Annotated in this window: 19 protein-coding genes; 4 read left to right on the forward strand and 15 right to left on the reverse strand. The window is 51.1% G+C overall.

Annotated features, from left to right (window positions below; translation table 11 throughout):
- Positions 1-623: 623 nt before the first annotated feature.
- From qatC to VFX97_01595, 15 genes are all read right to left on the reverse strand, one after another.
- The gene (gene qatC, locus VFX97_01525; GenBank protein HEX5701881.1) at positions 624-1,901 is read right to left on the reverse strand and encodes a Qat anti-phage system QueC-like protein QatC; all 1,278 of its coding nucleotides are present in this window, start codon (positions 1,899-1,901) and stop codon (positions 624-626) included.
- The gene (qatB, locus tag VFX97_01530) at positions 1,898-2,719 is read right to left on the reverse strand and encodes a Qat anti-phage system associated protein QatB (protein HEX5701882.1); all 822 of its coding nucleotides are present in this window, start codon (positions 2,717-2,719) and stop codon (positions 1,898-1,900) included. The genes qatC and qatB overlap by 4 nt, the downstream gene beginning before the upstream one ends.
- Entirely contained in the window at positions 2,706-4,568 is a 1,863-nt protein-coding gene (locus VFX97_01535; GenBank protein HEX5701883.1) for a P-loop NTPase fold protein, read from the reverse strand. Before VFX97_01535 ends, qatB begins: the two co-directional genes overlap by 14 nt.
- A 220-nt stretch (positions 4,569-4,788) precedes the next feature.
- Positions 4,789-5,223, reverse strand: coding sequence for a hypothetical protein (locus tag VFX97_01540; GenBank protein ID HEX5701884.1), 435 nt, complete (start codon positions 5,221-5,223; stop codon positions 4,789-4,791).
- A 17-nt stretch (positions 5,224-5,240) separates the two neighbouring features.
- Positions 5,241-6,473 (reverse strand): XRE family transcriptional regulator, encoded by a 1,233-nt coding sequence (locus tag VFX97_01545; protein ID HEX5701885.1) that lies wholly within the window; start codon positions 6,471-6,473, stop codon positions 5,241-5,243.
- Positions 6,474-6,493: 20 nt separating this feature from the next.
- Positions 6,494-7,201 carry a hypothetical protein gene (locus VFX97_01550; protein HEX5701886.1) on the reverse strand — a complete coding sequence of 236 codons (708 nt, stop codon included), beginning with the start codon at positions 7,199-7,201 and terminating at the stop codon, positions 6,494-6,496.
- 285 nt (positions 7,202-7,486) lie between these two features.
- Positions 7,487-7,717 (reverse strand): helix-turn-helix domain-containing protein, encoded by a 231-nt coding sequence (locus VFX97_01555; GenBank protein ID HEX5701887.1) that lies wholly within the window; start codon positions 7,715-7,717, stop codon positions 7,487-7,489.
- A 127-nt stretch (positions 7,718-7,844) separates the two neighbouring features.
- On the reverse strand, positions 7,845-8,060 hold the full coding sequence (locus VFX97_01560) for a hypothetical protein (protein HEX5701888.1): 216 nt from the start codon (positions 8,058-8,060) through the stop codon (positions 7,845-7,847).
- A 263-nt stretch (positions 8,061-8,323) separates the two neighbouring features.
- Complete coding sequence (locus tag VFX97_01565) at positions 8,324-8,665, reverse strand: hypothetical protein (protein ID HEX5701889.1); 342 nt, start codon at positions 8,663-8,665, stop codon at positions 8,324-8,326.
- 804 nt (positions 8,666-9,469) lie between these two features.
- Entirely contained in the window at positions 9,470-10,612 is a 1,143-nt protein-coding gene (locus VFX97_01570) for a sigma-70 family RNA polymerase sigma factor (protein HEX5701890.1), read from the reverse strand.
- Positions 10,613-10,719: 107 nt separating this feature from the next.
- Complete coding sequence (locus VFX97_01575) at positions 10,720-12,372, reverse strand: SIR2 family protein (GenBank protein ID HEX5701891.1); 1,653 nt, start codon at positions 12,370-12,372, stop codon at positions 10,720-10,722.
- A 136-nt stretch (positions 12,373-12,508) separates the two neighbouring features.
- On the reverse strand, positions 12,509-13,042 hold the full coding sequence (locus tag VFX97_01580; GenBank protein ID HEX5701892.1) for a hypothetical protein: 534 nt from the start codon (positions 13,040-13,042) through the stop codon (positions 12,509-12,511).
- Entirely contained in the window at positions 13,029-15,374 is a 2,346-nt protein-coding gene (locus tag VFX97_01585) for a hypothetical protein (protein ID HEX5701893.1), read from the reverse strand. The genes VFX97_01580 and VFX97_01585 overlap by 14 nt, the downstream gene beginning before the upstream one ends.
- A gap of 5 nt (positions 15,375-15,379) precedes the next feature.
- On the reverse strand, positions 15,380-16,915 hold the full coding sequence (locus VFX97_01590) for a hypothetical protein (protein HEX5701894.1): 1,536 nt from the start codon (positions 16,913-16,915) through the stop codon (positions 15,380-15,382).
- Between the two features lie 6 nt (positions 16,916-16,921).
- The gene (locus tag VFX97_01595; GenBank protein HEX5701895.1) at positions 16,922-18,220 is read right to left on the reverse strand and encodes a site-specific integrase; all 1,299 of its coding nucleotides are present in this window, start codon (positions 18,218-18,220) and stop codon (positions 16,922-16,924) included.
- A 444-nt stretch (positions 18,221-18,664) separates the two neighbouring features.
- On the opposite strand from VFX97_01595, the gene VFX97_01600 reads away from it, so the two are divergent.
- From VFX97_01600 to VFX97_01615, 4 genes are read left to right on the forward strand one after another with little or no spacing between them, the layout of a single operon-like run.
- Positions 18,665-19,834, forward strand: coding sequence for a hypothetical protein (locus VFX97_01600; GenBank protein HEX5701896.1), 1,170 nt, complete (start codon positions 18,665-18,667; stop codon positions 19,832-19,834).
- Positions 19,831-20,421 (forward strand): hypothetical protein, encoded by a 591-nt coding sequence (locus tag VFX97_01605; GenBank protein HEX5701897.1) that lies wholly within the window; start codon positions 19,831-19,833, stop codon positions 20,419-20,421. Before VFX97_01600 ends, VFX97_01605 begins: the two co-directional genes overlap by 4 nt.
- On the forward strand, positions 20,422-22,560 hold the full coding sequence (locus VFX97_01610; GenBank protein HEX5701898.1) for an AAA family ATPase: 2,139 nt from the start codon (positions 20,422-20,424) through the stop codon (positions 22,558-22,560).
- 29 nt (positions 22,561-22,589) lie between these two features.
- The gene (locus VFX97_01615) at positions 22,590-23,558 is read left to right on the forward strand and encodes a hypothetical protein (protein ID HEX5701899.1); all 969 of its coding nucleotides are present in this window, start codon (positions 22,590-22,592) and stop codon (positions 23,556-23,558) included.
- Positions 23,559-23,643 lie beyond the last annotated feature (85 nt).

Here is a 23,643-nt window from a genome sequence, read left to right on the forward strand (position 1 = left end):
ATCCCAAGGATAAGCAGGCCTTCCGTCAACCTGCGCAAAAGGGCCGTCCGACTCTGTCAGAACGCGGTCGCGCGGCATGTTCGCAACGAGTTTCCGCCCCTTCTCGCCAGCTAACATCGAAGGCCCAACAGTGAACCAGCAACCTATGTCTATCGCACGCAAGAGCTCACGTTGTGAGCCTGAAAACCAGTGCAAAATGGGAGTCCCGGCCCCAGGGACTTCCTCAAGACGATCCAGTACAGCGGCAGCAGCTCGCCGACTGTGAATGGAGAGCATCCTGCCACCTATTGAACGACAAGCCTCGAGAATTCGGGTGAAAACTGTCACTTGGTCCCTCCAATGAGACTTGTATTCTGGTCCCCCGTCCAATCCTATCTCGCCAACATAGCGCGTCTCTGGCAAGAGGCGTTCGAACAGTGCTAACTCACTTTTTCGCTGATGCGCAAGCTGAGGATGCAACCCAAGCGCGGTCTGTATCCTCAAGGCATCTCGAGCCAAAGCAACCGTGCCGGTCCATGCGGACGGTGCTGTGGTCACGGATAAGACATAGAGTCCTCGCGCTTGGCTCTCGTCTGCCACTTGCTGTGGCTTTGGGTATAGGTCTAAATGGCAATGCAGATCGATCATCTAACACCGTACGCATGGTGGAGTGCCGCCAGTTCGGCAAGTCCGCGACTCACTACTGCTTTCAACGAAGATACGTCACCCAGCAATGTCGAACTTAAGGTGACGCCAAGCCAGTCGTCGAGACCTATCGATTCAACTTCAGCAATGGCCATAGCTGCCGAGCGGACATCATCAAAGCCGGCATAATCCGCGTCGTCTCTTCCGAGATCCTCATATATGTACTCGGTCGAATCAGTAAACCCCCAGGCCCGGAAAGCAGCGCGTCGAATCTGACACGGCATGCACCGGCCACAATGTTTATAGCCGTACCGCATAAAGCGACCACAACTTGTCGACAAGGAGGCATGGGCCTCTAGCAGTGACTGGTTCGCGCAAGCGCTAAGCATTTCACCCTTAGTCATTAGCTGGTACGGATTCTCAATACGGACCCTCAGTCCGGCAGAGTCGATTAGGCTCTGAACTAGCCGCAGAAAGACAGGATTCATAGTGCGGGTGCTCAAACTCCCTAAACGAGCACCTGTTAATGGCGGATTGATTGCAATGAAACCATTCTCACAAACATACAGAGTCACCATTTCTCCGCGACGGTAGGAAGCGAGCGTTGTCGCTACAAAGATGCCGTACGCGATGAAATTGAGTGAACGTGCCCGCTGCGATGGCGGTTCCTCTGGGTCCGGCACAATCGCATTATGGTTTAGCTGGAGATGTCGCAACCCTCCACCTATGTTCCTTGCAAAGCTCACCTGTTTTTCTGCGTCGCCTCGGACAGTTTGACTCACCGCGAATGGTTTCTTGCCAGACGCGGACAGATCAATCGCGCCTACCAAGCTGTCCAGCCCCCCTGATAATAGGACGACGCTATCTTCGTCGGGTTGAATGGGTTCGTTGGGTTGCGGAGGGCGTGCGCCGCCACCAATGAAGTGAATCCTCCAACGGTCGGTAGTCAAAAAATCCAGCGCTTTCTTGATCGTAGCAGTCTGAGTATTCCAAAACTCGGGATCACCAACGGCTACTTCGAGTTCAAAGTCACGCGTCCACCCCGTTTCCGTCCGAGAACGATGGCCCGCAAGATCCGCTGTTACAACGGAAAGAGCAAGTGAGAGTAGATCCCAAGCGCGTGCCTCACCCGCAAGCTTCTTACGAAAGATCTCGCGAAAAACTGCGGCGCCCACACTTCCGTTTTGCGATGCGTCTGCATTTCCGAAGAGACAAATTTTAAGAGCACTATCTTCATTCGGAAATGAGGATGTGTTGGGAGTACAAATAAGTTTCATGAAGCATACGCCTCAAAAACATCAAAAGCCGCACGCAAGGCATCTCGGACGAGGTGCTCCATGCGCCTGGACGTCACACCCGTGGCGGCTTGGCGCAGTCTCCTGAACGCAGCCGCCACGGTCTCTTTTATATAATCGCGCACTTGCTTGAGACGAGAAAGTGCAGTAGCGGCGCTCGGTGCCTTATCACGAATTGTCTTACCAAGATCTAAGTCAAATCGACGGAATACATCAAACGCCACGTAACGCTCTACTGCAAACATTCGCTCCTCATCGTTGAGATTCAAAAGATCGGCTTCAGGGAATCGCGTAAGTAACTCGGAGAGCGCGTCGCCGATTGCTGCTCGGCCTGCTTCCGCATCCTGCGTTCCGTCTACCGGCTGAACAGCTTCAATCACAGCATCCATGACTTCTCTTGCAGTCTTCCCTCTCAAAAGCACCGGATCGATTCGAGTTCCCGCTGTAACCGGCTGGTCCGCTGCATCAAGCGCGAGAGCGTCATAAAGCATTCCCGCAGTCGACACTGCCCCTCCAAAACGTCGAACAGCGGTGCCCGCTCCGCCGTAGCCAGAGCGGACATAACTACCGACTCCTCTCCGCAGACTGTTGGCATCGCCACTTCGGGCGAAATCTCCCAAGTTTCGGCGAGCTCCACCGAAGCGGTTCGGCGGCGCAATTGTCGGTGTTGGGCTAGGTGTAGGCGCGGGAGCTTGCGGTAAGCCAGCGCCGGGTGTCTCGTCGCTCGGGATATCAGGAACCCACGGGGGCACCATGGGCACGCCAGATGGAGGCCCCCCACTAGAACTAGACGTCCCCATTTTCGCTCCTTCGCCGCATTGCCGTTTTTACCGGACGCGAAACAGCGGCTGATTGCCACGCGCTGAAGACGGTCTCTGCCCAGGTTTCGTCACCTATCTTTGGCACAATGTTCGGTTGGATCTGTGCCGGTGGTCGATCCCGCAAGAATGCTGCTAGCCGAGCACCCTGTGGTGGATCCGCCTGTGACACAACTAGACAAGCTTCCAAAATAGGCGGCACCCCCCACTCTTGTTCTTTGCGCGCGCGATCAAGCAGTCGGTCCATTATGATCGTGATTTCGGCCCGAGGAACGCGAGCTAATCGGTCCTTGACACTCTCTGCCATGTCTGGATGTTGGAGTAACGCGGTGAGCAACTCCACCGATTCTGACGAAAGACGATCTTCAGGCGTAATAAGTGGAGCATGCTCACGACTGACGTAAAGCGCGCCCCGAAGATCCTGCTCTGCCAGACGGGGCGGGACGATGAGCCATTCCTGAACAAATGGATCATTCCACGGTTCCTTTAACGACAGCGCTGCACCAGCGTTTGCCTTCTCCTCCCATTCCGCCAAAAAGAGAGGTTGTCCTTGTTCGTTTGCGCTCACAGCCTTTATGAGTTCAGCGTACGCTTCGGGTCGACCGAGTCGCTCAAACAAAAGCATTTTAGCCAGGACAGCCTCATCGACGCCGACTCCTTGCGCGTTAGAAATAGTCATTCGGATGGCAAGGGCATTCAAGAATCGCTTAATCAAGCGCGGATTTCCAATAATGCCTGTAGCCGTGGTCATCATAGGCGCAAGCCGATCCGCGGTGTCGAATTTTCCGACAAGTTCGTCTGGCAGATTGTTGTGTAACGTCTGAATAAAGGCCCGATCCACGCGTTTGCCCTGCCAAGTTTGCCTTAACTGTGCGCACACGCCGGCACGAATCTGCTCTTTGATATCGTCTGCTAAGTCACTATTTTCAACGAATAGCAGCATTATGTAAGCACGCACTTCTTGAGTGCCGAGCGGAGGGACCCTAATTGGAACTTGGATTAGCTTGTCAAAATAGTTGGTGACAAGAACATCATCGTTGATTCCTTCAAAGTGTTGCCGCACAGCGTGCTTGATCATTTCATTGTCGGCGGCAATCACAAATGCGGTGTTGCGCAGAAACAGAAAAAGACGGATCGCTTCCAGCGTCGCAATTGTCGTGGGTGGTAAGCATCGATCAAGATCATCAATCAACACCACGAGAGTCACTCCAAGCTCGTCCAACGTTTCTTCAAAAGTGTCTCGAAGTGCCTGGATCTCTTTTGGGGGCGAGATTTCGGCTTTGGGTTTTAGCAGTCCTGTCCCCGCTGCAGCAACCTCGCCTACCTTCGACTGACCCTCATTTATCAACGCCTCATTTACGCCGGCGCCAATAGCCCTATTCCCAAGTGACCAGAGTTCTCCCAGAAGCCCAACCGGCGGTAATCCTAGCGAGAGGGCAACGGCCGAGCCTCCCACAAGTTTGGCAGCACGAAGCCAGTTAACCCGCTTCAAAAGGTCTTTGGCCTTATCAACTCCCCGCTCGCGGTTATGGGCTTCCTCCTGAAGTTTGGTGGCAATCACGTCCATCAGCGCTGCTCGTGCATCGTCGTACCCTTGGTACAGCCAAGCATTGAACTCAACGAAAATGAATTCCCGATCCTCTTCTTCTGAATGCCGGTTTGTTAAGGATTGCCGCGTGAGTTTTATCATCGACGACTTGCCTGAGCCCCAGGCACCAGACACGCCGATCGAAATTGGCCGACCGCGCGCCTGTACAATTATCTCCGCGACGGTATCAGCGACACCCGCAAAATTTAGAAAATCTGTTGTGGTTTCTATATCAGACCACATGTTGGTTTTCGACTACCGGTAAGGTGCGATCTCGAGCGGTTTCTTTTAATATGCGCCGGGAGTTTTTCGAGAAGACCCATTGGCTAACTGTGAGTCTGTCCATCCAAAAGCCGATAAGGCTCGTTGGAAAAACTTAGCCGAGCTTACTCATCAGGAATCTTGGACCCACGCGCCCGTGCCAGCGCAGTCAGCCGCTCTTAGTAAACCTCTATAAGCACACTCAACGTCGATTACGATCCCAGTCAATGGCTTTGTCAATGCGATCCGCAACTTGCCCAAGACCATAGACCGCGCTCCCAACGGCGCCAACACCTAGCATCCAGCGGCTCTCAGGCGGCCAATAGGGTGCTAATTCAAACATCACCTGGTTGAAATTGTAAGAAGCCGGATTGGTTTGCTTCCACGCAGCTTTAGCCATTTCCCAGATCAGTTCTGAAATTAGATCGCCAAGCGACTTCTGCGGTTGCGGAGGAGGCACGACGGGGCCGAACTGAAACGTAAGTGGATTTGTCGGTTCGATTTGCGACAGCGGCGGCAGACTCACTAATAATTCTGGCGTTATCGCATAAGAATGTAGAGAAGGTGTTTTGACTAGCGGTTTCTTGATTTGTGATCGCTTATACCCGCCGCGTTTTCTTTGCGTTGTTCTATCCATACAGTCGTTCCCCCTGACTAGGCTGGTTTCTTTGGCTCGAAATCGACAACGTTTGCGCCCCTCTCGGCGTTTGTCGGCTGTGCAACTAGCTTCAAGGTGGGAAGATGCCTAACATTGCCGAAATTAGGATCGAAGTATCCCTCCGGGAGGTTCATAAGCTTTTCTATGTCGCGCTGCTTGTAAGGTAGCTCATGCAGTATTTCTGCTTTCGTCTTAATGTTTGCGTCTATGATCATGTCAAAGCAGTCTTTCATCAGACGCGGGCTTTCGAAAGGCATAATGTCATCTTTCGGTTCGGCGTGTTTCCATCGGCGGTTATAGTAGATATAGAGTCTCCGCGTTTGATCTTCGTCAATCATTCCCAGCTGGCTACACCGCATAATCATCGCTTTGACCGAGACCTTCCATCGTTCCTTCAGCGATAACAACGCCTCTAGGGATGTCATCCACACATCAGCACGGAAAGAATCGGCAGGCATCAGAAAAGCCGAAGCGAATCGAAACGCTTGATGCTCAACTAGAGAGTGTTTTTTCGTCTTGTCCTTATCTTCCAAGTACTTCTTGCTAAGGTGCGAATGCAAAATCAAATGTCCAAGTTCATGAGCGGCATCCAAACGCGAACGCACGGCCGTGCTATCGTCAGTCCCCAAAAAGATATGAAAAGACTTGTCAAATTCAGAAACGTTTGAAAAGGCATCTAGCCTGCCAGATGCGAGATCGCCATAAGTCACCAAGATCCCGTTGTTCTCTAATTCGCGAGTCAGATCGTCGATAGGCAGCATACCTAATCCCCAAAACCGCCTAAGCTTCAGCGTGATCTCTTCAACGTCACGATCCGTGAGTAAAAACGGATCGTCAGGGATCGCAAGTTCCTCTCGTGTTGGAAGATTCACGGGAGGCAATTCAAGAAACTGCTTTAGATATTCGTCAGCGATCCACTTTGCCCAATTTAGTTTGCGCTCTGCAGTGATGCGACTCGTCTTCGTAGCGGCATGTCGCGAACGCCAAAACACCGGATTGCTAATCTTGCGAGGGATCGGAATAAAGAAAAAGGATTCCTTAACTTTCAGTTGCTCTGCCATTCGCATGACCATCTCATGACGGGGCTTCATTGCATTGCTTTCATAATGACTCACAGCTTTAACGCTGAGATCGAGTAAGTCCGCAAGTGCAGACTTAGTCATGATTCCCCTGGCTTCTCTTGCTTCCGTCAGCCGTTCGCCGACAAATCCACTTACACCAATGGTCAACTTTGTTCTCCCCGAAATGACTACTGTTGCTTTTTGATCTTCGGACTAATAATGCGCACCTTTGGCAGCGCGATACGTCGACGTTCGTTCTGGCAGGTCGTTACGTGATTGATCAGGCTGTACAGACTGTAACGCTCGACATATCGCAACTTCTTTTGCGCGTCCTCGGTGTTCTCCACATCCGCCACGCACGGAAACGCAATCTGCATAAACCCGTCAGCCGTGAACGTATTTCCCGTTCCGCGACAACCATGAATGAAATTCCCGTAGATGTTGTTGGCCTTGCGCAGCTTGTTATTGTCGAATGGCGGTTCGAACAGATTGCCTTGCAGCAGCGACATGTTGATGTTCGAGTTTTGCGCCCGCATTAACGATGGATTCAGACACTTCACTTCGGAAGGACTCGCTCCGTGATGATTTGTAAAATGAAAACGTCCCATTTTTACGACCGCGCTCGGAAACCCGTTCTGTTCACACCGATCTACCCACGACTCCAATCCGCAGTCACTGGCCAACTTCAGAAACATAGTCTGATGCAAATAAAAAAGCAGTTGCCCTTCATAATAGGGAGCGAAGTCTGGATGGACTGAGCCGTCCCGTGCGGCAACATGCGCCTCGTTGTAAATCACTGCGCCGCGTTCGCCGTAGCCTTTGAGAAAACGTAAACCGTGTCTCGCCTCAAGCGTGTCCTCAACTAACATCTCGTAAAGCGTTGATTCTTTTGTCACAACAACTCCCGTAAAGCTGAGACTTCAAAAAGCATACATTTTGAAGTATCCTACGCTGCCGCGTGAAAAATGGGAAGTGTCAAGTTGACTGTCCGCAATTGTGGGAAGTATGTGGCTGACCGCTCTCTCGTGACATGCTCTACCAGACCGCAGTGCGGGTAGGAGCAATCACATCGTTTGATGACGTAGAATCCGTTGGAAGGGGGAGTGTAGGGCCTTTTGGTTGCACGGGCCGTAAAGATTATGACTTGGGAAGGTCAAACAATATGAAAGGAACGCGCATCTTCATCTTACCCCTTGCTCAACTCTCTCCAAATATTTCGTGATGTGTTCTTCGGAGAAGCGCAACGTTCGACGTGCGCGGTAACAGGCCAATCGTTTACGTCGGATCTCACGCATGACCGTAGACCGGGAGATGCCGCCACAGAGCTGCTGTACATCTTCAATGGTGTACTTCGCCCGCTTGAGCTCAAGATTCGGGTTAATCTGCAGTTGGTTAGAAGTGTTCGTTTCCATGGTTCACTCGGCGCAAAGCGTGTTTTATCTCTTGGTGTTGATATTACGGAGATGTCTTGTTGTTCGAACACCCTCCCTTCTTAGAACTAAAAGCTGGCATTGGTTTCATCGCTCTTCGGTTCATGAGTCAGCGACGAGCGATCGGCCTCTGCGCTTCCTTCTCCTGCCTTTCGGCGAGTGCAATTACTTCTTCAAGGATAAACCGTACCTGGCGCCGACCATTGCGAATGCGCGTGAGTTCGTCAGTGCCGGCGCCGCGGTTATACACAGTCTTTTCGGAGCACCCAATGATTTCGGCTACCCGCTTGGCGCTTATCCGGGTTTTTCGTTTGATTAAAGTCATTGCCATTACGACGGCACTTGAAGAGATTATCGGCGCTCGCTGTCTGTTCTCGCCTCCCGCTCAACCTGAGCTAAGTACTGGTCCAAGTGTATTTGTCCAATTACGCGGCGGCGACCGATTTGGTAAAAGCCGAGTCTCCGACTCTCAAGAAGTCTCTCGACCGTTGACCGATGCACACAAATCAATTCAGCTACGGCATCAATAGAAAAAGAAGGCGCGATCGTAATTGCTTTCTTCGTTTCTGACATGAGTCCGGGATGCGACTACCCTTTCTGAACACCGTAGATCCGCTTAGCTCCATCGCTATGGAAGAACCACCAGCTGTATACGCCGGCCGGCCAGAAGAGGACTATTAGAACGCCGGCTGCGAAGAGACCCAATTTTCGGCCAATTGGTTTTTGGCGGCGCATCGCAATGGCTGTCGAAAACATCAGAGCCGCTACCAGGAAAACTGTTCCGAAGATGAACATCGCGAGCGGAATCTGCTCCACGTGTCTAAAATTTCGAGCGATGATCCACGGTGCCCCAATCAAGCCGAGAACAAAGACACTACCGATCAGTAAGTGGATCCCAACTAACGTCTCGTTATGGTCCTTTGTAGACATCGCTTGGTGCAGACAGCCCTATCGACGAAACTGAACTTTTGATATCTTTAAGGCCTGTCTTCTTTGAAAACTGATCGTTCGAACCAAAATGACGTTCTTCGGCACCTCTACCAATGGAGGCTGTCGCTAAGAGCCAGAGGCTCGAAAACGCGGCAGAACGTTCTTTTGGGCGTATTCTAGGGACGTACATCCCTAAAGGCAAGGATTTAGGTCCGATAAACCGAGACTGCTTTCTCAGGAGGGAATCCTGAGATGGCAGGGACAAGAAAAAGTCGTTCGCGACCCAAGTCTAAGCGACGCAAACCGGCTAGACTGGCTGAAAAACTACTGCACATTCGGACCCAGCTCGGACTGTCTCAAGGTGAATTAATTAGACGCCTCGGACTAGAGAACAAGATTGAACGCGATTACATTTCGAAATATGAGCGCGGGATCTTAGAGCCAACGCTAGATGTGTTATTAGCTTACGCGCGAGCAGTATCGAGCGCGGGGCGTGGCGAGTTCCTTGAGGCGATTATTGACGACGAAATGGAACTGCCTAGTAAAATCCCAACGGTTAAGAAGTCCCGATAGTCCGCCACCTCCAAAAGTTTGCAATCTTATGAAGTTGAAGTCTTCTGCGTGATGCCCAGCGTTAGTGTTGGCTGTCCGAAAGTTGCTGCTCCCGCTGCACGCCTACGCAATTGTGAGCCACCTCAAGCTACGAGCAGTGAAAAGGATTCCCAGAAACGACCACAATGCTTGCGGAGTGGCACTTGCCTCAGCTGAAATCGATTATGTTTCGCCACAAGCGGGTGCTTGCGCTTAGTATCCGTCACGGCCGGCACGAAGAAGTGCGTTTAGTTGAACGATAGCCTGCTCGTACTTTCGCCGCACGTTTCGAGGACTCAGGTCAAGTATCTGCGCGATTTCTCGGACATCAAATCCACCAAGAACCACCAGTTGTACTATATGTGCTAGGTCAGAAGGAAGACGACCGACAGCGTCCCACAGGTCGACTGATTTCTGTTGCCGTTCAAACTCACCAAAAATCGATAAGTCTATATAGTCACCAAACGTTCTGCCTTCGGACAGGACTTCGAGTGGAACGTGGGACCGTTCATGCGGGCTGTGCCGCCTAGCGTCACGAATCTCCCTAGCGATGACTCTATCTAATAGGCCCCTTTCATCAGGGATCTTTGTCTGGCTCTGCAGGACCAGCAGTAATGCTTCCTGTGAAATGCTCTCATAATCCACGGTTTCGTCGCCGAAATCTCGCGCCAATTGGCGTGCCCGTCGCGTAGCGTAATCAAGCAGCGATTCTAAGTGGGTGCCGGAGTCTCTAATAGTATCTAAGAGGTTCGTTAGGCCTTCGGTACGGCCATCTCCGGGCGAAACGCCGGCGGTGCTTGACTGTGGAATGAGTGGCGCCAAAACGAGCAGCCTGTCAGGAATCGAAGATTCGAAGCGACGCAAGAGTTCGTCGTAAGGTAGGATCTGACAACCCATAGGTACGAGTCCACCGGTTTGATTACGCACAAACTCGGAGCTGATAGTCTTGGTAAGGTGTGAAGACAAACCCATAATCACGAATAGGTGCTGAGATGCGCCGAGGAAAATCGCGCGCTCAGGGAGCTTTAACGCTCGGGCATAGTGGCTGGCCTGTCGGATGGCAGTGTCCGCTTCTCGGGTAAGAATAACGATATCGTTGCGCGGCGATGTTAGCACCCGGGAATCAGGACGTTTAAGCTCGATAACCCCGTATCCAGTGATGAGGGCTTTGCTGCGTTGGTAGAAGATGAAGTCAGCTTCGCTCTGTCCTGGCCGGCCTAGGGGAACTATGTCCGTAGGAGAAAGACGGAGAGGGAGGCTACGGGAAAGTACGTACGGGTGTTCAGTGAAGAGTGCCTGCCATTCGGCTTCAGGTGCGTTTTGCAGTAAAAGTTCTCGAAACCGCTCTCTGGCCAAGCGAAGACGTGCGCTGAATGATGCGGGATGTTTCGAACTGGTACGCACCGCATCAGCATAACGAGGCCTCAAGTTGACAGCAACTCGGCGGTTCTCATCCTCGTGCCTTACCGCACTCTCAGAAGCGGCATACGTCGACGCCAGTAAGATCTCATGATGCGTGTAAACTCGCACGCGCGAAAATTAGTCAGCATCGAGTCAATGTAGTTGGCCTCTTGTCCACTGTCTAAGTCAAAGCAGGACCGCGACGCGGCCCGTAGTTTCCACGATTGGGGCGCGATTCCTAATACATCGCAGTAATGCAACTGGCGACTGACAGCCAAAGCAAGTTCGGATCGTTCTATGGCCGTTCGACCATTAGGCGGACGCTTTTCGACCTCGTCCAGAAGCGCCATCGATTGCGCCAAAAAGTAGCCAAGTTGAAGATACCCCTCTCCAGGCTGGGGTGGGGGATAAAAATCGCCTTCTGCCAAGTCTTCCAGAGGTATTCCAAGTCGTAGTCCCACAAGACCCGCCTGTTGAAAATCAAGCCAGTTTCCTTTAGCCAGTGCCTCCATTGCACATTTGCGCAACACAAGGACTGAACAGTGACGCAACCATCGACGCAGTCGTGCGAACGTAGGCGGCAGGAAACCGTGCACAGCAAAGAGTAAGAGAGCTGACTTTAGGAGCATTTTGGCACGAGACTGTTTGTCAACGAGAAAAGCTGCGGCCGCGAATGTTATCCATGAGCGCGAGACTGCACCGTAGATCCTATAGGCATCGCAAACGTCAAGCAGCGCATCGCCCGCTGCCGCGCGCCCATGTCTCCTGTAGAGTTGCCAGCTCGCTTGTAGAAAATCTCCCGCGGCTGAGTGACACTTCCCGGCACTTACAAGAGCATGGCCACGCTGGCGTTTAGCGATTACACGATCCAAGGTCCCTGCCGTTTCGATTGTCCTTAGCGCTAATATGGGGGCTCCGATTCTCACAAGAATTGCCAGGCGCCACTCCTTTAATTGCTCGTGAGTAAATCGCTTTGATAGTGACTGCTGAGTCACAACATCCATGCCAGTTGTCAACTTTGCGGGCGCAGAGCCTAGCCACTCGTGCAGGACTGCGTTCATATCGCCGCTCAAAATATGGCCGTCTGAATTTTGTAATAGTAATTTGGCATTCACGCTTGGTGGGGCTGGGTTACGGCTGATCCAAACAATCTTCGAGGGTGCGATGCGAGATATCTCCGGACAAAGTTCGAAGTCGCGCCCAGAATACCCGATAAAGACAAGCGTCCTATGGTCTAGAAGATCTCTTAACACTGAACGCTTCCAAGCGGGTAGCAAATGTTCTTCACCGAGTGTGCGAATTGCCGTGTGTTCTAGTCCTGGTTCACTAGAGCCATGAATCTTGAAGTAAGTCGGCAGGGAGGGTGCGAACGTTTCGGCATCGTCTTCGGTGACTATTTTCCGGACTCGAAGCTGAAGTAAACTCAAGCTCGCTTCCAGGCAACAGTCATAATTGGTGGTTACCAATGATGCAACTTCGCCACCTCCCAGCGCTGCTGCTAACGCTTTATGAAAGGCGTTTGGAACGTTTCTACCGTACAGTTCAACCAAAAGATCGCCGGCCGCTCGAGGATTCGGACATACTTCAAGAACGTGCTCAAACGGCATTTCATTGAACAACTCATGAATGATGGGACGTTCTTCAGCACTAAGAGGAAAGGATGAATCAAACAGTAATGAGTAGAGTGAAGCTGTAAAGTCCTGTCCGCTTGGCATTCCCGAAGGCTCCCAAATCGACACTCCGGAACCTACGAAAGCCACGGGGGTTTCAGAACGCAGTGAGCGAATCAAGTCGCTCGCCTCAGGTGATCCGATAATGTGTACGCGTGGGGAGGGAATCATGGGGAAGTCTCTATCCTTTACCGGATGAGCCAAGATCGTCCTGAGCATCTTCCATAAGTGCTTTCGCTTGCTTTTCAAGGCGAGCGCTTAGGTCACGAGCCTTTGCAAAATCGCTACTGCTAAGAAACGATATGACGGTGCTCAGCATGGCGCGGAGTAGCCGCTTTTTACGGCTATCTTCTTCCTTCCCAGCTTCTAGTCTGACAATCCTCGCTTTGAGTTGGGGAATGGTCTTGACTTGGGTCTCCAGGCGCTCAATTTTGCGAGACTGCCGCTCAATCTGCGACTCGAGGAATTTGATTTCTAATGAGCCTTGTCGCTTCTGCGACGCCGCCGAAAACCGTGCGACATAGTCACTTAATTCTCGGCGTAGAACCGGAAAATGGCGAAGTGCTGACTTATTCGCGTAACCGTTACGTCGAGCGAACCCAGCAATAGTAACCTTCTCTCCTTGGCTCTTCAAAAGCTGGAAGTCATCCAAAAGTTGTTGCTCACGCGCACTGACAATGGGAGCAGAAGGTTGTGATGTCTTAGGTTGACCCATTGAGAGATCTAGCAGTTTCAAGAAGTGACTTGTAATGATCTAGCTTTGCTTCCGTGTGGGACTTCCATCCCCATTGATCCTCCTGCATGCGACTAAGCTGAGACTCCATGACTTCTATATCCGCCGTTAGTTGTTCAACAGAATCAGGCAGTAGCACTAGGTACTTGCATCCACAACCTAGCACCGGGTCGGTACCTTTTGGCAAGATTCCGATTGGGCAAGGATTCGCTGTGGGGCAAGGCCCTGAATTCGCTTGTAACAAACATCCGCCATAGCGGGTAACATTAAAAACGACCTTTTGCGAGGCGAGTTTGCCCGCCTCCTGAGGACTCATAGGAATATCGTCGACTATGTCAGCTTGGAGAACTCTTCGCTTCGCTTCTTCAAATGATAGTTGATTCGGCGGCACAGTTATGTTCTTGGCCTCCTCCCCCATCGCCTCAGTTTTCATCCTAGCTACGCCGTCAAAAATCATCCCTGTTGCGGCGCCTCTTCGCAGCGCTTCGGCCGTTCTGTGCCTCATCTTGTCTGTGCCGCCAGCGAGATAAAAGGTCGCGGCCATTCTTGTACTTCCCCCGCCAAGAATGTGACCAAGGTAGCGAGCAACATCTTGAACAGTTCCGCCGGCCTCCATCATGTGAGTGGAGTGGGTGTGACGTGCGTGATGCAGCTGGAAGCTCAATAAATCGTCGAGTTTGTGACGACGAAGCAAGTCAACTTTCCCAGGTTGATTGGTATATAGATACTCTGCCAAAACCTTCGTTGTAAGGGCGATCGCGGAGCCAATGGACCGCCCAGGTATAATAAATAGTCGTTTCTGCGCGTCCTCAGATGCCAGAGGTCTGATTTCAGCGGTGAGTCCTTGAGCGGTTCGAATTGCATCTTCCGCCATTTCTCCAAAGCCATCCACGCAAGGGACCCATTCTAGTAAGCCCTCATCACCCCAAGTCTTACGGCTTCGGAACTGGATTTCTACTATTCGCCGACCTGCGATCGACTGAACTTTCACCTTGGGTTCCGATTCAAGCTCGAGAATGGCACTCACGCGTCTTGCTGCGGCAAGTTGTAGTCTCAATGCCTGGGCTTTGATCGCGCGAGAAAGATAACGCGGCAAGGCTTCGCGAATTGCCATTATTCGCCTACTCTTAGTCTCTCCAATCGACCGACGAAGCCCAGCGGATATTCTTCGCGAAACTGAAATCTCTGTCAGGCCCACTTGAGCGCCAATCGCTGACGCCGGATGCATACGATTACCCTTCAACCCAAAGTAAAGAACGATACAAAGGCTTGTCGGGCTTGCTGGAGCGGAGAGATCGACGTTCGCCAGAATAGTACGCACGTAATCACGATTCTTTGTTACTTCACTGAGGTTTTGGCCGGCCTGGCCGAATTGGCTACGTAGTTGAAGGACTTCGGCAGCAAGTGGAGCGCCGAGTCGGTGGGATAGAAACTTCGAAATGCGGCGCGTTACGTCTGGCGCCGAGTTCGGCGACAGGCCTCTCAATGTAGCGACATCCTTCGCTCTGTGTTCTCGAAAGCCGTTTAACCCGAAATAGCGTTCAGTATCAAAACTCACAAGCGGACGAAATTCTGCTTTTCGCAAGTCAAGTGACTGAAGGTGCCGTTTTATTGTTTCCAGTCCCTTTCGGTAGCGCCGCAGATCCTGTCGAAGGGCATATTCGATATTTGCTATTTGGTCGGGACTAAGAACCTTGTCGGGATTGGCCGAACCTACGGATCGGGTTTCACACTGTTTTAGAAGCTTTGATCGTTTCAACCGGACTGGCACTGTAGTGCCGTCGATTTCTTCGTAGAGAATTGCCGCCATATTGAATGCACTAATGGCATTCCGGGCAAACTTGGGTCCATGCAGTTTTGACTCACGTTGGATCCGTTTGTTTTCACGATCGCTCAGTACACGCCCAGCTTTTGTCGCTGCCTCGTGCAGCGTGTCGCGATATCGAGTAATCTCTTGATCAATTCGACGCTGCAAAATCAGCTTATGTTCGTTCCTCAAATCTGCCATCGAACCGCCATTAAAGTCTTCCAGCCATGTCGACATCTGTCGGAATGTTGAAACTAGGATTGCGCACCAGTTCGGAGATCTCCTTAAGCTTAGCCAACCATGACTCAGAGTGATTTTCACCGGCCTAACAAACCAAGCAGGCAGATCGCCAAATGAGACGCTCGTCCGATCCCCGATTGTGGGAGATATCAACCATGAATCGTCGTCGAACATTACGAATTCGCCAGTGTGGTGGACATAAGGTTTACCACCGATAAAATCCAACGGAGCAGCTGTTAGATGTTGATGTTCGGTTGCAAGCGTCATCGTTGTTACGCCTGAGAAATAGCGTCGTCGATTCGATCAATTATTGCTTGATTGAGGGCAGCAAATTCGCGCAGGTTTTGCGCGTCACGAGTTAAGCCTAAATCGTTCTCCAGGTTGCTGGCATTACTCAAAGCTTCATCACGTTCTTGCACAAAAAACGACTTTCTAGAAATATGAATTCGAAAGAACGGACAGAGTCGACAATCTGAAGCGCGCCGACAAGAATAGTCTCCCGACACCGCCTGTTGACAATGACCACCGGGAACCTTCGCAGAGGCTGTCTGCGCGACCCCCTCATCTTGAGGGGATGCAATCTTGTTCGCTAATGAAATCCTGAACATCTCCGCGGAAGGCGCAAGGTAGGTGGCGATGTTTCTCAACCACTGCTCATGTGCCTCGTGTATGTAAAACTTCATCGTTGTATCGAACGTGAGATGCCGCGCAAATCGCATGACTGTCTCCGGATTACGCTCGTGGCGTGCGGCTTCGGTTATGGCTGCCCCGCGTAACGTCTTGAAGGGTAGGTGACATTTTTGAGGCGCCGGGTCTTGTTCAGATTTGGAAAAGGTATAAAGACACGGAATACCGTCCGGATCGAGAAACTCAAAATATTTCTCATAGAATCTTTCGAGAGATTTGTTCAACCTCACGGTATCGAACCTGAAGAGTGTGTTTCTCCATGGGCCTCCGAGACATCGGATCATCATCAGTGGTTCCCCAGACCTTAAAGATGTGCGGTACTGCGACATCACCTTTTGGGCCAGTTCAAAACATGATCCGATGCTCGAGGTGAGGGCGACTTCGGATGGTTCCTTGTTTGGCGGTCTTAGCAAAAGCCGATCGCCCCGGAGATCACCAATTTTCATGTGATTAAATTCGACCGGACGCACGGCTAGGTCTATTCCGAGAAGGATGGAAAACGGCAATAACGGAAAGCACGATTGACCATTGATCAACACCTCAGGATCTGTTTGCAGTAGCTCCTGACATTCTTCGTATTCGAGTCGGACAGCTTTTCGAAGCTGAATCAATCTCTCTGGCGGAATGGCATTTGCTCTCATCAACTCGAGCTTGCGAGCAGCACTGCCCTTAAAGGCAGCACGATGACGTTGGCGAGCGGCATGAGCGTCTCGTAAGCTAATTCTGCCGCCATCCGCTAGCCAGTCGATGAATTGAAGCAACAGACTTCCGTAAAATCGACGACTCTCCTCCGTCAGTTTTGTTCCTTTGCATGATTGCGTAGCTTTCAACCATTCTGTGTAGGCTGCAAACGTCTCTGATGTAAGACTGGGTCGATCATGAGAAGCAGAGAAAGAAAGGAGCCGTTGAATGGCATGACAGTAACCCTGAAGAGTTCTACTCGTCCAATGAGGACCGCGATCAATTAGAAACGCGCGAATGTCGTGCGAGAATGGAGTCGAACCGAACTCAAACTTGATCAAAAAAACTTTGTCGCGAACATTTATCTCAGCCTGGAGAGTAAAAGACCGAATCTCGACTCGACAAAGATCGGTTGTGAGGAATTCACAGTTGGTCGTCATGATGAATCACACTAGGTTGTCACTGTAAGCTTTTGTCATTTCGGCAGTTCGGGTGCTTTCCAGCTTTGAGAGAAAATCGACGTAGCGTCTCCTGTATACTTTTCCGTACAAATCTGTGGTTTCTGGTTTTTTGTGACCAAGATGTCGTTGTCGTATGTCCCGGGGAACCCCCCAATCCTCGAAGAGGGACTCAACCGTGTGACGAACTGCATGTGGATGTGCGGTGAATTGCTCCTCCGTGAATTCTCCACCAAAGATCGGAAACCTTGTGTTTAGGCTTTCAAATAGGCTATCCAACCCGTTCACGGTCAGCGGTCCACCATCACGGTTTGTTAAGAACATGTGATGGGACGTGTTGCCTGACCGTTTCCACTTATCGATTAACAGCGAACGACTTCGCACCCAGTTTTGCCAAGCGACAATTATTCTCGGATCCCAACCGATGAAAATCGTGCGAGGGCCAGTCTTTGCTGTGCCAAGCCTCTGGGTCTCATTCCTTGGTCTCAAACAAACCCAAAGGTCCTCACCGTAAAAGCGTATGTCCTCATCCATGATTAGCGGAACTTCGCTGCGGCGCATGCCAGATCCGAGCATCAAAGCCCACAACATCTGTTGCCGGTGAAACCACGCGCGTTTATCTTTGTAAGTTTGTTGGGCAGCTTTCCAATTGACACTCTTCCGCGATGACCAACCACGCTTGGGTCCAAAGGGATGCTCCGAGAGAATAAAAGGCTTCTTAGGACGTGCTTCAGAGGTCAGGTAACTCCATATGGCTTCGACTTCGTTCGGCTCGAATACGTGGTTGAATTTCAGTTTTCGCCGCCCGCGCGGAACACCGATATTGAAGTAATCGGGCAGGGCTTTCGATGCGTTTTGCCACTGCGACTTGGTTCTGTAACTGTGTCGGCACGCTTCCGACTGAATAAGGCCCCACCAGGCACAAAGAAAGCCAACCTCTCCTAGCATGTGTGACGCACGCGCGTAATGGAGCGGCCGAGTTGGGTTATTGTCTATTCCGGTTTCTGACTGTCTTACGCGCCAGAACAACTCATTTCGAAAATGCAGAATGAATGGCTTGAGCGTTCCTTCGGTAAAATCGAAAAAATTGAGTCCGTTGCGCTCGAGAAATCGGAAGAATGGAACCAAGGAGTACGCTTTGTCGGCAAGCGTAGCATCCTCTAACATCAGATTTGATCTGAGATAATTGTTCGCAGCAATTACCGGATGAGGTCCATCCCATAGTTCGTAAACAGTTCTTTCCCAGAACGGACAGTAGGTGCGAATTACTTGAATTCCTGAACCCATATGCTTATATTCGCGACGACTCTCGCAAGCCTGATAGACTTCGCGAACCGTTTCAGGAGCCCTAGGGAGATTTCGGCAGGAACGCCTCGGATTTTAGAATGAACATGGCTAGGCGAGAAGAAATAGGGTGTTTTTTATTTGGAAGCTTGCTGTTAACGGCCACGATCTTGGCAGGTGACAACCCTGATTTCCCGGTTCTCTACACACGCCTGAAATTCAAGGAAGACAGTGCCTTTACCCCCAGAACTGCTACAAGCAATATCCTCACCTGCCGGCGGTCAGGTGGCACTGATTCTTGGGGCTGGCTGCTCTGTTGAATATCCGACTAACATACCGATCTCTCGAGACCTATCACTTGAGGTTCATCGACGACTTGTTGCCGATTCAATACTCAACGAGGGCGAGTGTGCAAATCCTGAAGACCTTTCGGTCCTATGCGATAAGGTGTTTGACAAGACTCGGCTCCAAAAACCGGTTGTCGATCGAATACTCTCCATATCTGATTTCAAAGTAGCTCCACCCAATGACGGCTATCTAATCACCGCTGCATTGCTTGCTGAGGGGGCGATTTCGTCTGTCGTCACCCTGAATTTTGACGTGGCGCTTACAACTGCGCTTTCGCAGCTGGGACTTGGCTCTGTTGTTGGCGTGATTGAACGGCCCGAGGACTTGCAACTGCCCCATACCAAGCTCGTCAATGTTTATTACTTGCACAGAAACGCGAACTCTCCGGACCCTGAATTGTGGGTTTTGCGCACTTCTGTGCTCGAGGAGGACTGGAGAAATCATTGGGAAGCTCTCATCGCCGTCAGGGTGCTGACAGCCCCCGTCGTTGTCTTTGCGGGTTTAGGGACGCCCATAGCAGTCTTACTCGAGAGCAGTCGTCTAATTCGAGAAGCTCTCCCAATGCCGACCGTCGTTTATCAGGTAGGTCCCGGAGCACGCGTAGGATCGCGTTTTGCATTAGAAGCTGGTGTCGATGCACAACATTACATCCAGCTCGGGTGGGGTGAATTCATGACTGAGCTGGCAAAACGGTTGACAGTCGAATTCCGTAGTAAACTTGACCAATCGCTTCGCGAGAAAACCGAAGAAGAACAGCTACCAGCCGAGAATTCAGGGGACCTTGTGAATCAGATCATGAATCTTGATTTTGTCACGCAGGGCATTCTTCGGGCGCATGTTCTACTCGCCAGCAAACCGTATGAGCCCGCAAGCGATGATGCGTTTCGACTCATCGGGGATCTATTGTTAGCGATCGCCATGATCGCGAGAATCTCAGCTTCGTCCGCTGTCATTTTGAAAAATGGTATGGTGGAATTTCGAAGAGATCATCGGACCGTAGCTAGATATATTCTAGCCTCCGGTCGAGGTCATCGTGGAAGGGCGGCAGTGGAAGCGCAGCTGAGATCCCGACGACAGCGTGTTGACGAGATGGAAGCTAATGGCGTTTTAGTCGCCGGAACCTCAGAGCCCATTGAATTGCCAACCTTACCGAAAGACATTGCGCGAGGCGATATACCTTTTGATGATCTAATCGCGCCTGACACTCCTATGTACCACGTGAGTGTTATTCGAAGCGCGCCTGAAACCATTGGAGATATAGTTCCATGACGGATGGATCTAGCGCATTCTCAACCAGTGATCTACTGGCGGCAGCGACTCAAACGCTGGCTACAGGAGGCTACCAACAGATCCAGAAATTTCCCGATTGGGATACTTCTTCCTCACGACTCTTTGAGGACCCATACAATATCGTTGGTGTCGTTGTGTATGCCACATGCAGGGAACTTCTAGATGAGTGGACTGACAGACAAGGCTCGCTAGTTGACGTTATCTCGGGCGAAGTCGGTCGCATTGAATCAAAGTCTTGGGATGGGTATCTCATCCTCTTGACGCCCAGTATCCTCACTTCCGAGTCTGCGGAGATAGATGAGATTAGACGTGACACAACGCGAATAAGAAAGTTCGTCGCCACTGGTAGTGATCTACAACAATCGAGTGACGTGGAACGCGTGTTACGGTCGCTATTACCACTCTCCGACGAGCGTAATCTGATTCCACAAGAGTCTGCGCTCGATCTTCTGCCTGAACTACTGGCTAATCAGGGAATTTCCGAACACGTCACACAAATTCTTGTTAATGCCTTCGCTGAACAATTGCCTCTATTAGAACAGCTGCATGAGAGAACGGATGAATAAATGGGCATGAGACTATCGTCACTTGAGCTCAATGGGTTTCGCGGCTTCTCGCGGAAACAATTCTTCGACTTTGATGCAGACGCCGTCATTCTGGTAGCAGCGAACGGCCATGGAAAAACATCTATTTTTGACAGCGTCCTGTGGGCATTGACCGGTCGAATTCCGCGACTCGGAGAAGACGATTCGCGTTTCGTGTCCTTATATTCTGAGACTGGTCAAGCACGAGTCGAGCTCAAACTTAAAGAATCGACCACTGGCGAATCCTGCACCATCACGCGTAGTTATGATGGAAAGCAAACGCGCATAACCGCCCGGATTGCTGACAATCTTTATCATGGTCCTGTAGCTGAGGCGTATCTCCTTAGCCAAATCTGGCCGAGCGCCGCAACGGCGGCCAACGCACAAGATGCCCTGGCAGCTGTCCTAACTCGCAGCGTTTATCTTCAGCAGGACGTTATACGAGAATTCGTTGAAGCCGCTTCCGAGGTAGAGAGGTTCGAAACCCTGAGTGAGTTGGTCGGAACTGGACGCATAACGGAATTGCAAGCAAGTCTCGAACGCGCGAAGAAAGCCTGGTCCACTGCAACGAACCAACGTATGGAGGAATTGAAGCCGGTACGAGAACGGCGGGCTTTAGTTGACGCACGCATTAGTGAATTGACGCGTCGATCATCTGCGGCCACGGTCGCGATAACCGATAGCACATGGCAAGAGTGGTGGGAAGAAGTGGGCCGCTTGGGTATTGAGACCAAGCGCGTTGAGCCGTCATCACGAGAGGCATCTTTTTCAATAGATGCGGTTATTAATGAGCTGACTTCTCGTCGCAGACGCAGTGAACGACGCGTTCAGGATCTCCGGTCGCTCTACGCTGAGAGCAAACGCATTAGCGACGAACCAGTACCGAGCCTAATCGAGTTGCGCAAATCAACTGAAGCAATGCTCACTCGTCGCGAAAAGTTGAAGCAGGACATCGCTAGAGAACAGGCTCGCTTGTCCGACCTCAGAAGCCAACAGGCTGCGGTGAAGGAGAAGGGAGAACAGCTCAAAACACTTGCCGTTCTCGCTCTAGATAATCTTGGTGAAGTTTGCCCAGTCTGCCATCAGGCTTACGATCAAGAATCAACAAGGGAACGCCTAACGCACCTCGCGAATCAGCCCTTTGACATACCAGTTGATAAGGAGCCGGAGAGACTCCAGCAATTATTGGCTGAGATGTCTAAAACTGAGCAGCAGCTTCAACAAGCCGAGACAGCCGTGAGATCAGCGGAACGGCAAGTTGCGGAACAAGAGAAGATGCGCGAACTGATTGGCACACAACTGAAAGAATTGGCGATCGATGACTACACCGATCAAACAATCCAACAAGCATTAGCCCAAACAGAAGTTAGAATCACTGAGATGTCTGAATTGCAACGTCGCGGCGAATCTTTGGCGACTGGTCTTGCCCAGTCCTCAATGCTGGCAACGTTGGACGAAGTCAGGCGAGAAGCGGCGACATTACGCGAGGAGGACGAAATAGGTGAAAAGGTAATCGCTAGTCGTAATAGGACCGGCGACTTAGCACAAAGAGTCATTGAAGCACTCCGCGAGGCTTCGTTAGCGGTTGTCGAAAGGCGCCTAGAAGGGATTACGCCAATCCTGCAGAATGTTTACTCGAGAATTGATCCGCACCCAACTTTTCGCCTCGTTAGGTTTACCTCACGTATCTACAACAAACGCGGCTTGCTATCAACTGTGATCAACGACCCCATTGAGTCTAAGGAGTGCGATGCGCCAGCTGCTGTGCTGTCCAGTTCTCAGATCAACGCATTAGCGGTATCCGTGTTCCTGTCGTTGAATATAGGCGTAGGAAATCTGCCGGTTTCCGTAGCCATGCTCGATGATCCTTTACAGAGCTTAGATGATATCAATCTGCTAGGTTTAGTCGAATTGCTTAGAAGAACAAAAGATCAGAGGCAGCTAATTGTATCGACACACGACGAGCGATTTGGAAACCTATTATCACGTAAGCTGAGACCGGTCGATAAAACGACACGCACGACCGTCATTGAACTAGACGGGTGGAGCCGTGAGGGACCTCGGGTGAGTCAGCGAAACGTTGAATGTGACCCCGTACGTTTGCGATTAATAGCCTCTTGATCGCGCGACTGAGACTCTCCATACGCTTCATGTTCCTTCTTAACTCATTTCAAGACTTTAGTTTCGGCGATGAAATTGAGGAACCGTTTGAAATGGCTGACGGGATCTATTTGGCGTGGACATCACCATTTATCGAAAGCCTGATATCAGACCGGATGAAATTGGCGATAGGGGGACTTGAATACCTTGATCTAATAGAAAGGCAGATTGCGGTTTTCACTCGCGGAATAGCCGATGAATCTCTTGAGCCTCTTCAGATTTTGTCGATATGGCATAACTCTCTTCTAGAGTTTGTTTTCTCATTGTGGTTGATTAAAGACAACTCCATTAACATCGGACTCGGTTTTCTGTTTTCTGTTGACCCAAGCGGCAAAGAAATTGGATCAAGCAATTCACGGGCATCCCTTTACACACTTGCTAATGGGTGCCGGCATCCTGAGAAATTCACCCGATGTGAACTATTACAAGCCCGTGGGCTGTACGAACGACTCCACAGGATTGGTGCCAGGACAACGCGCCCCTCGACTCTGAACCCAGTTGAGCAAGTGCAACCTAGCGGAACCATAATAAGCGCCGATGAGGTACGTGCGCTTTCAAGAGCTACATTCTTTGCCGACTCTGCTCGCGATTGTACCGATCTCTCTGTCAAAATCTCCCACTACATGACTTGCCTAGAAGTCTTATTCTCAACAGGCTCATCCGAGATCGTGCACAAACTCGCCGAACGAATTGCCCTATTCCTTGGTGGCAATTATGAGGAACGCAGACTTCTTTTCAACCGGGTTAAGAAGTTATACAACATCCGCAGTAAAGTTGTTCACGGGGACGTAATGGGCTCCACTGCGGCAAGAACTTTGGCAGATGTTTCTCGCGATGCGGACTCGCTAGTGAGAGAGGTTCTTCGACGAATCATAGATTCGACTGAACTACTCGATCTATTTGAAGGAGATAAAACTACGCGCGAGGATTACTTCATTGACTTAGTTCTACGCCGCTGAGTCCTACCGACGACCGGCAACAAGTCTTCGCTTCATGGGCAAGCTTTCCAACCGAATAGCCTCCGCTGCGGAGGCAGTAAAGGGT

Source organism: Pyrinomonadaceae bacterium (genome assembly GCA_036277115.1).
Lineage (GTDB): Bacteria > Acidobacteriota > Blastocatellia > Pyrinomonadales > Pyrinomonadaceae > UBA11740.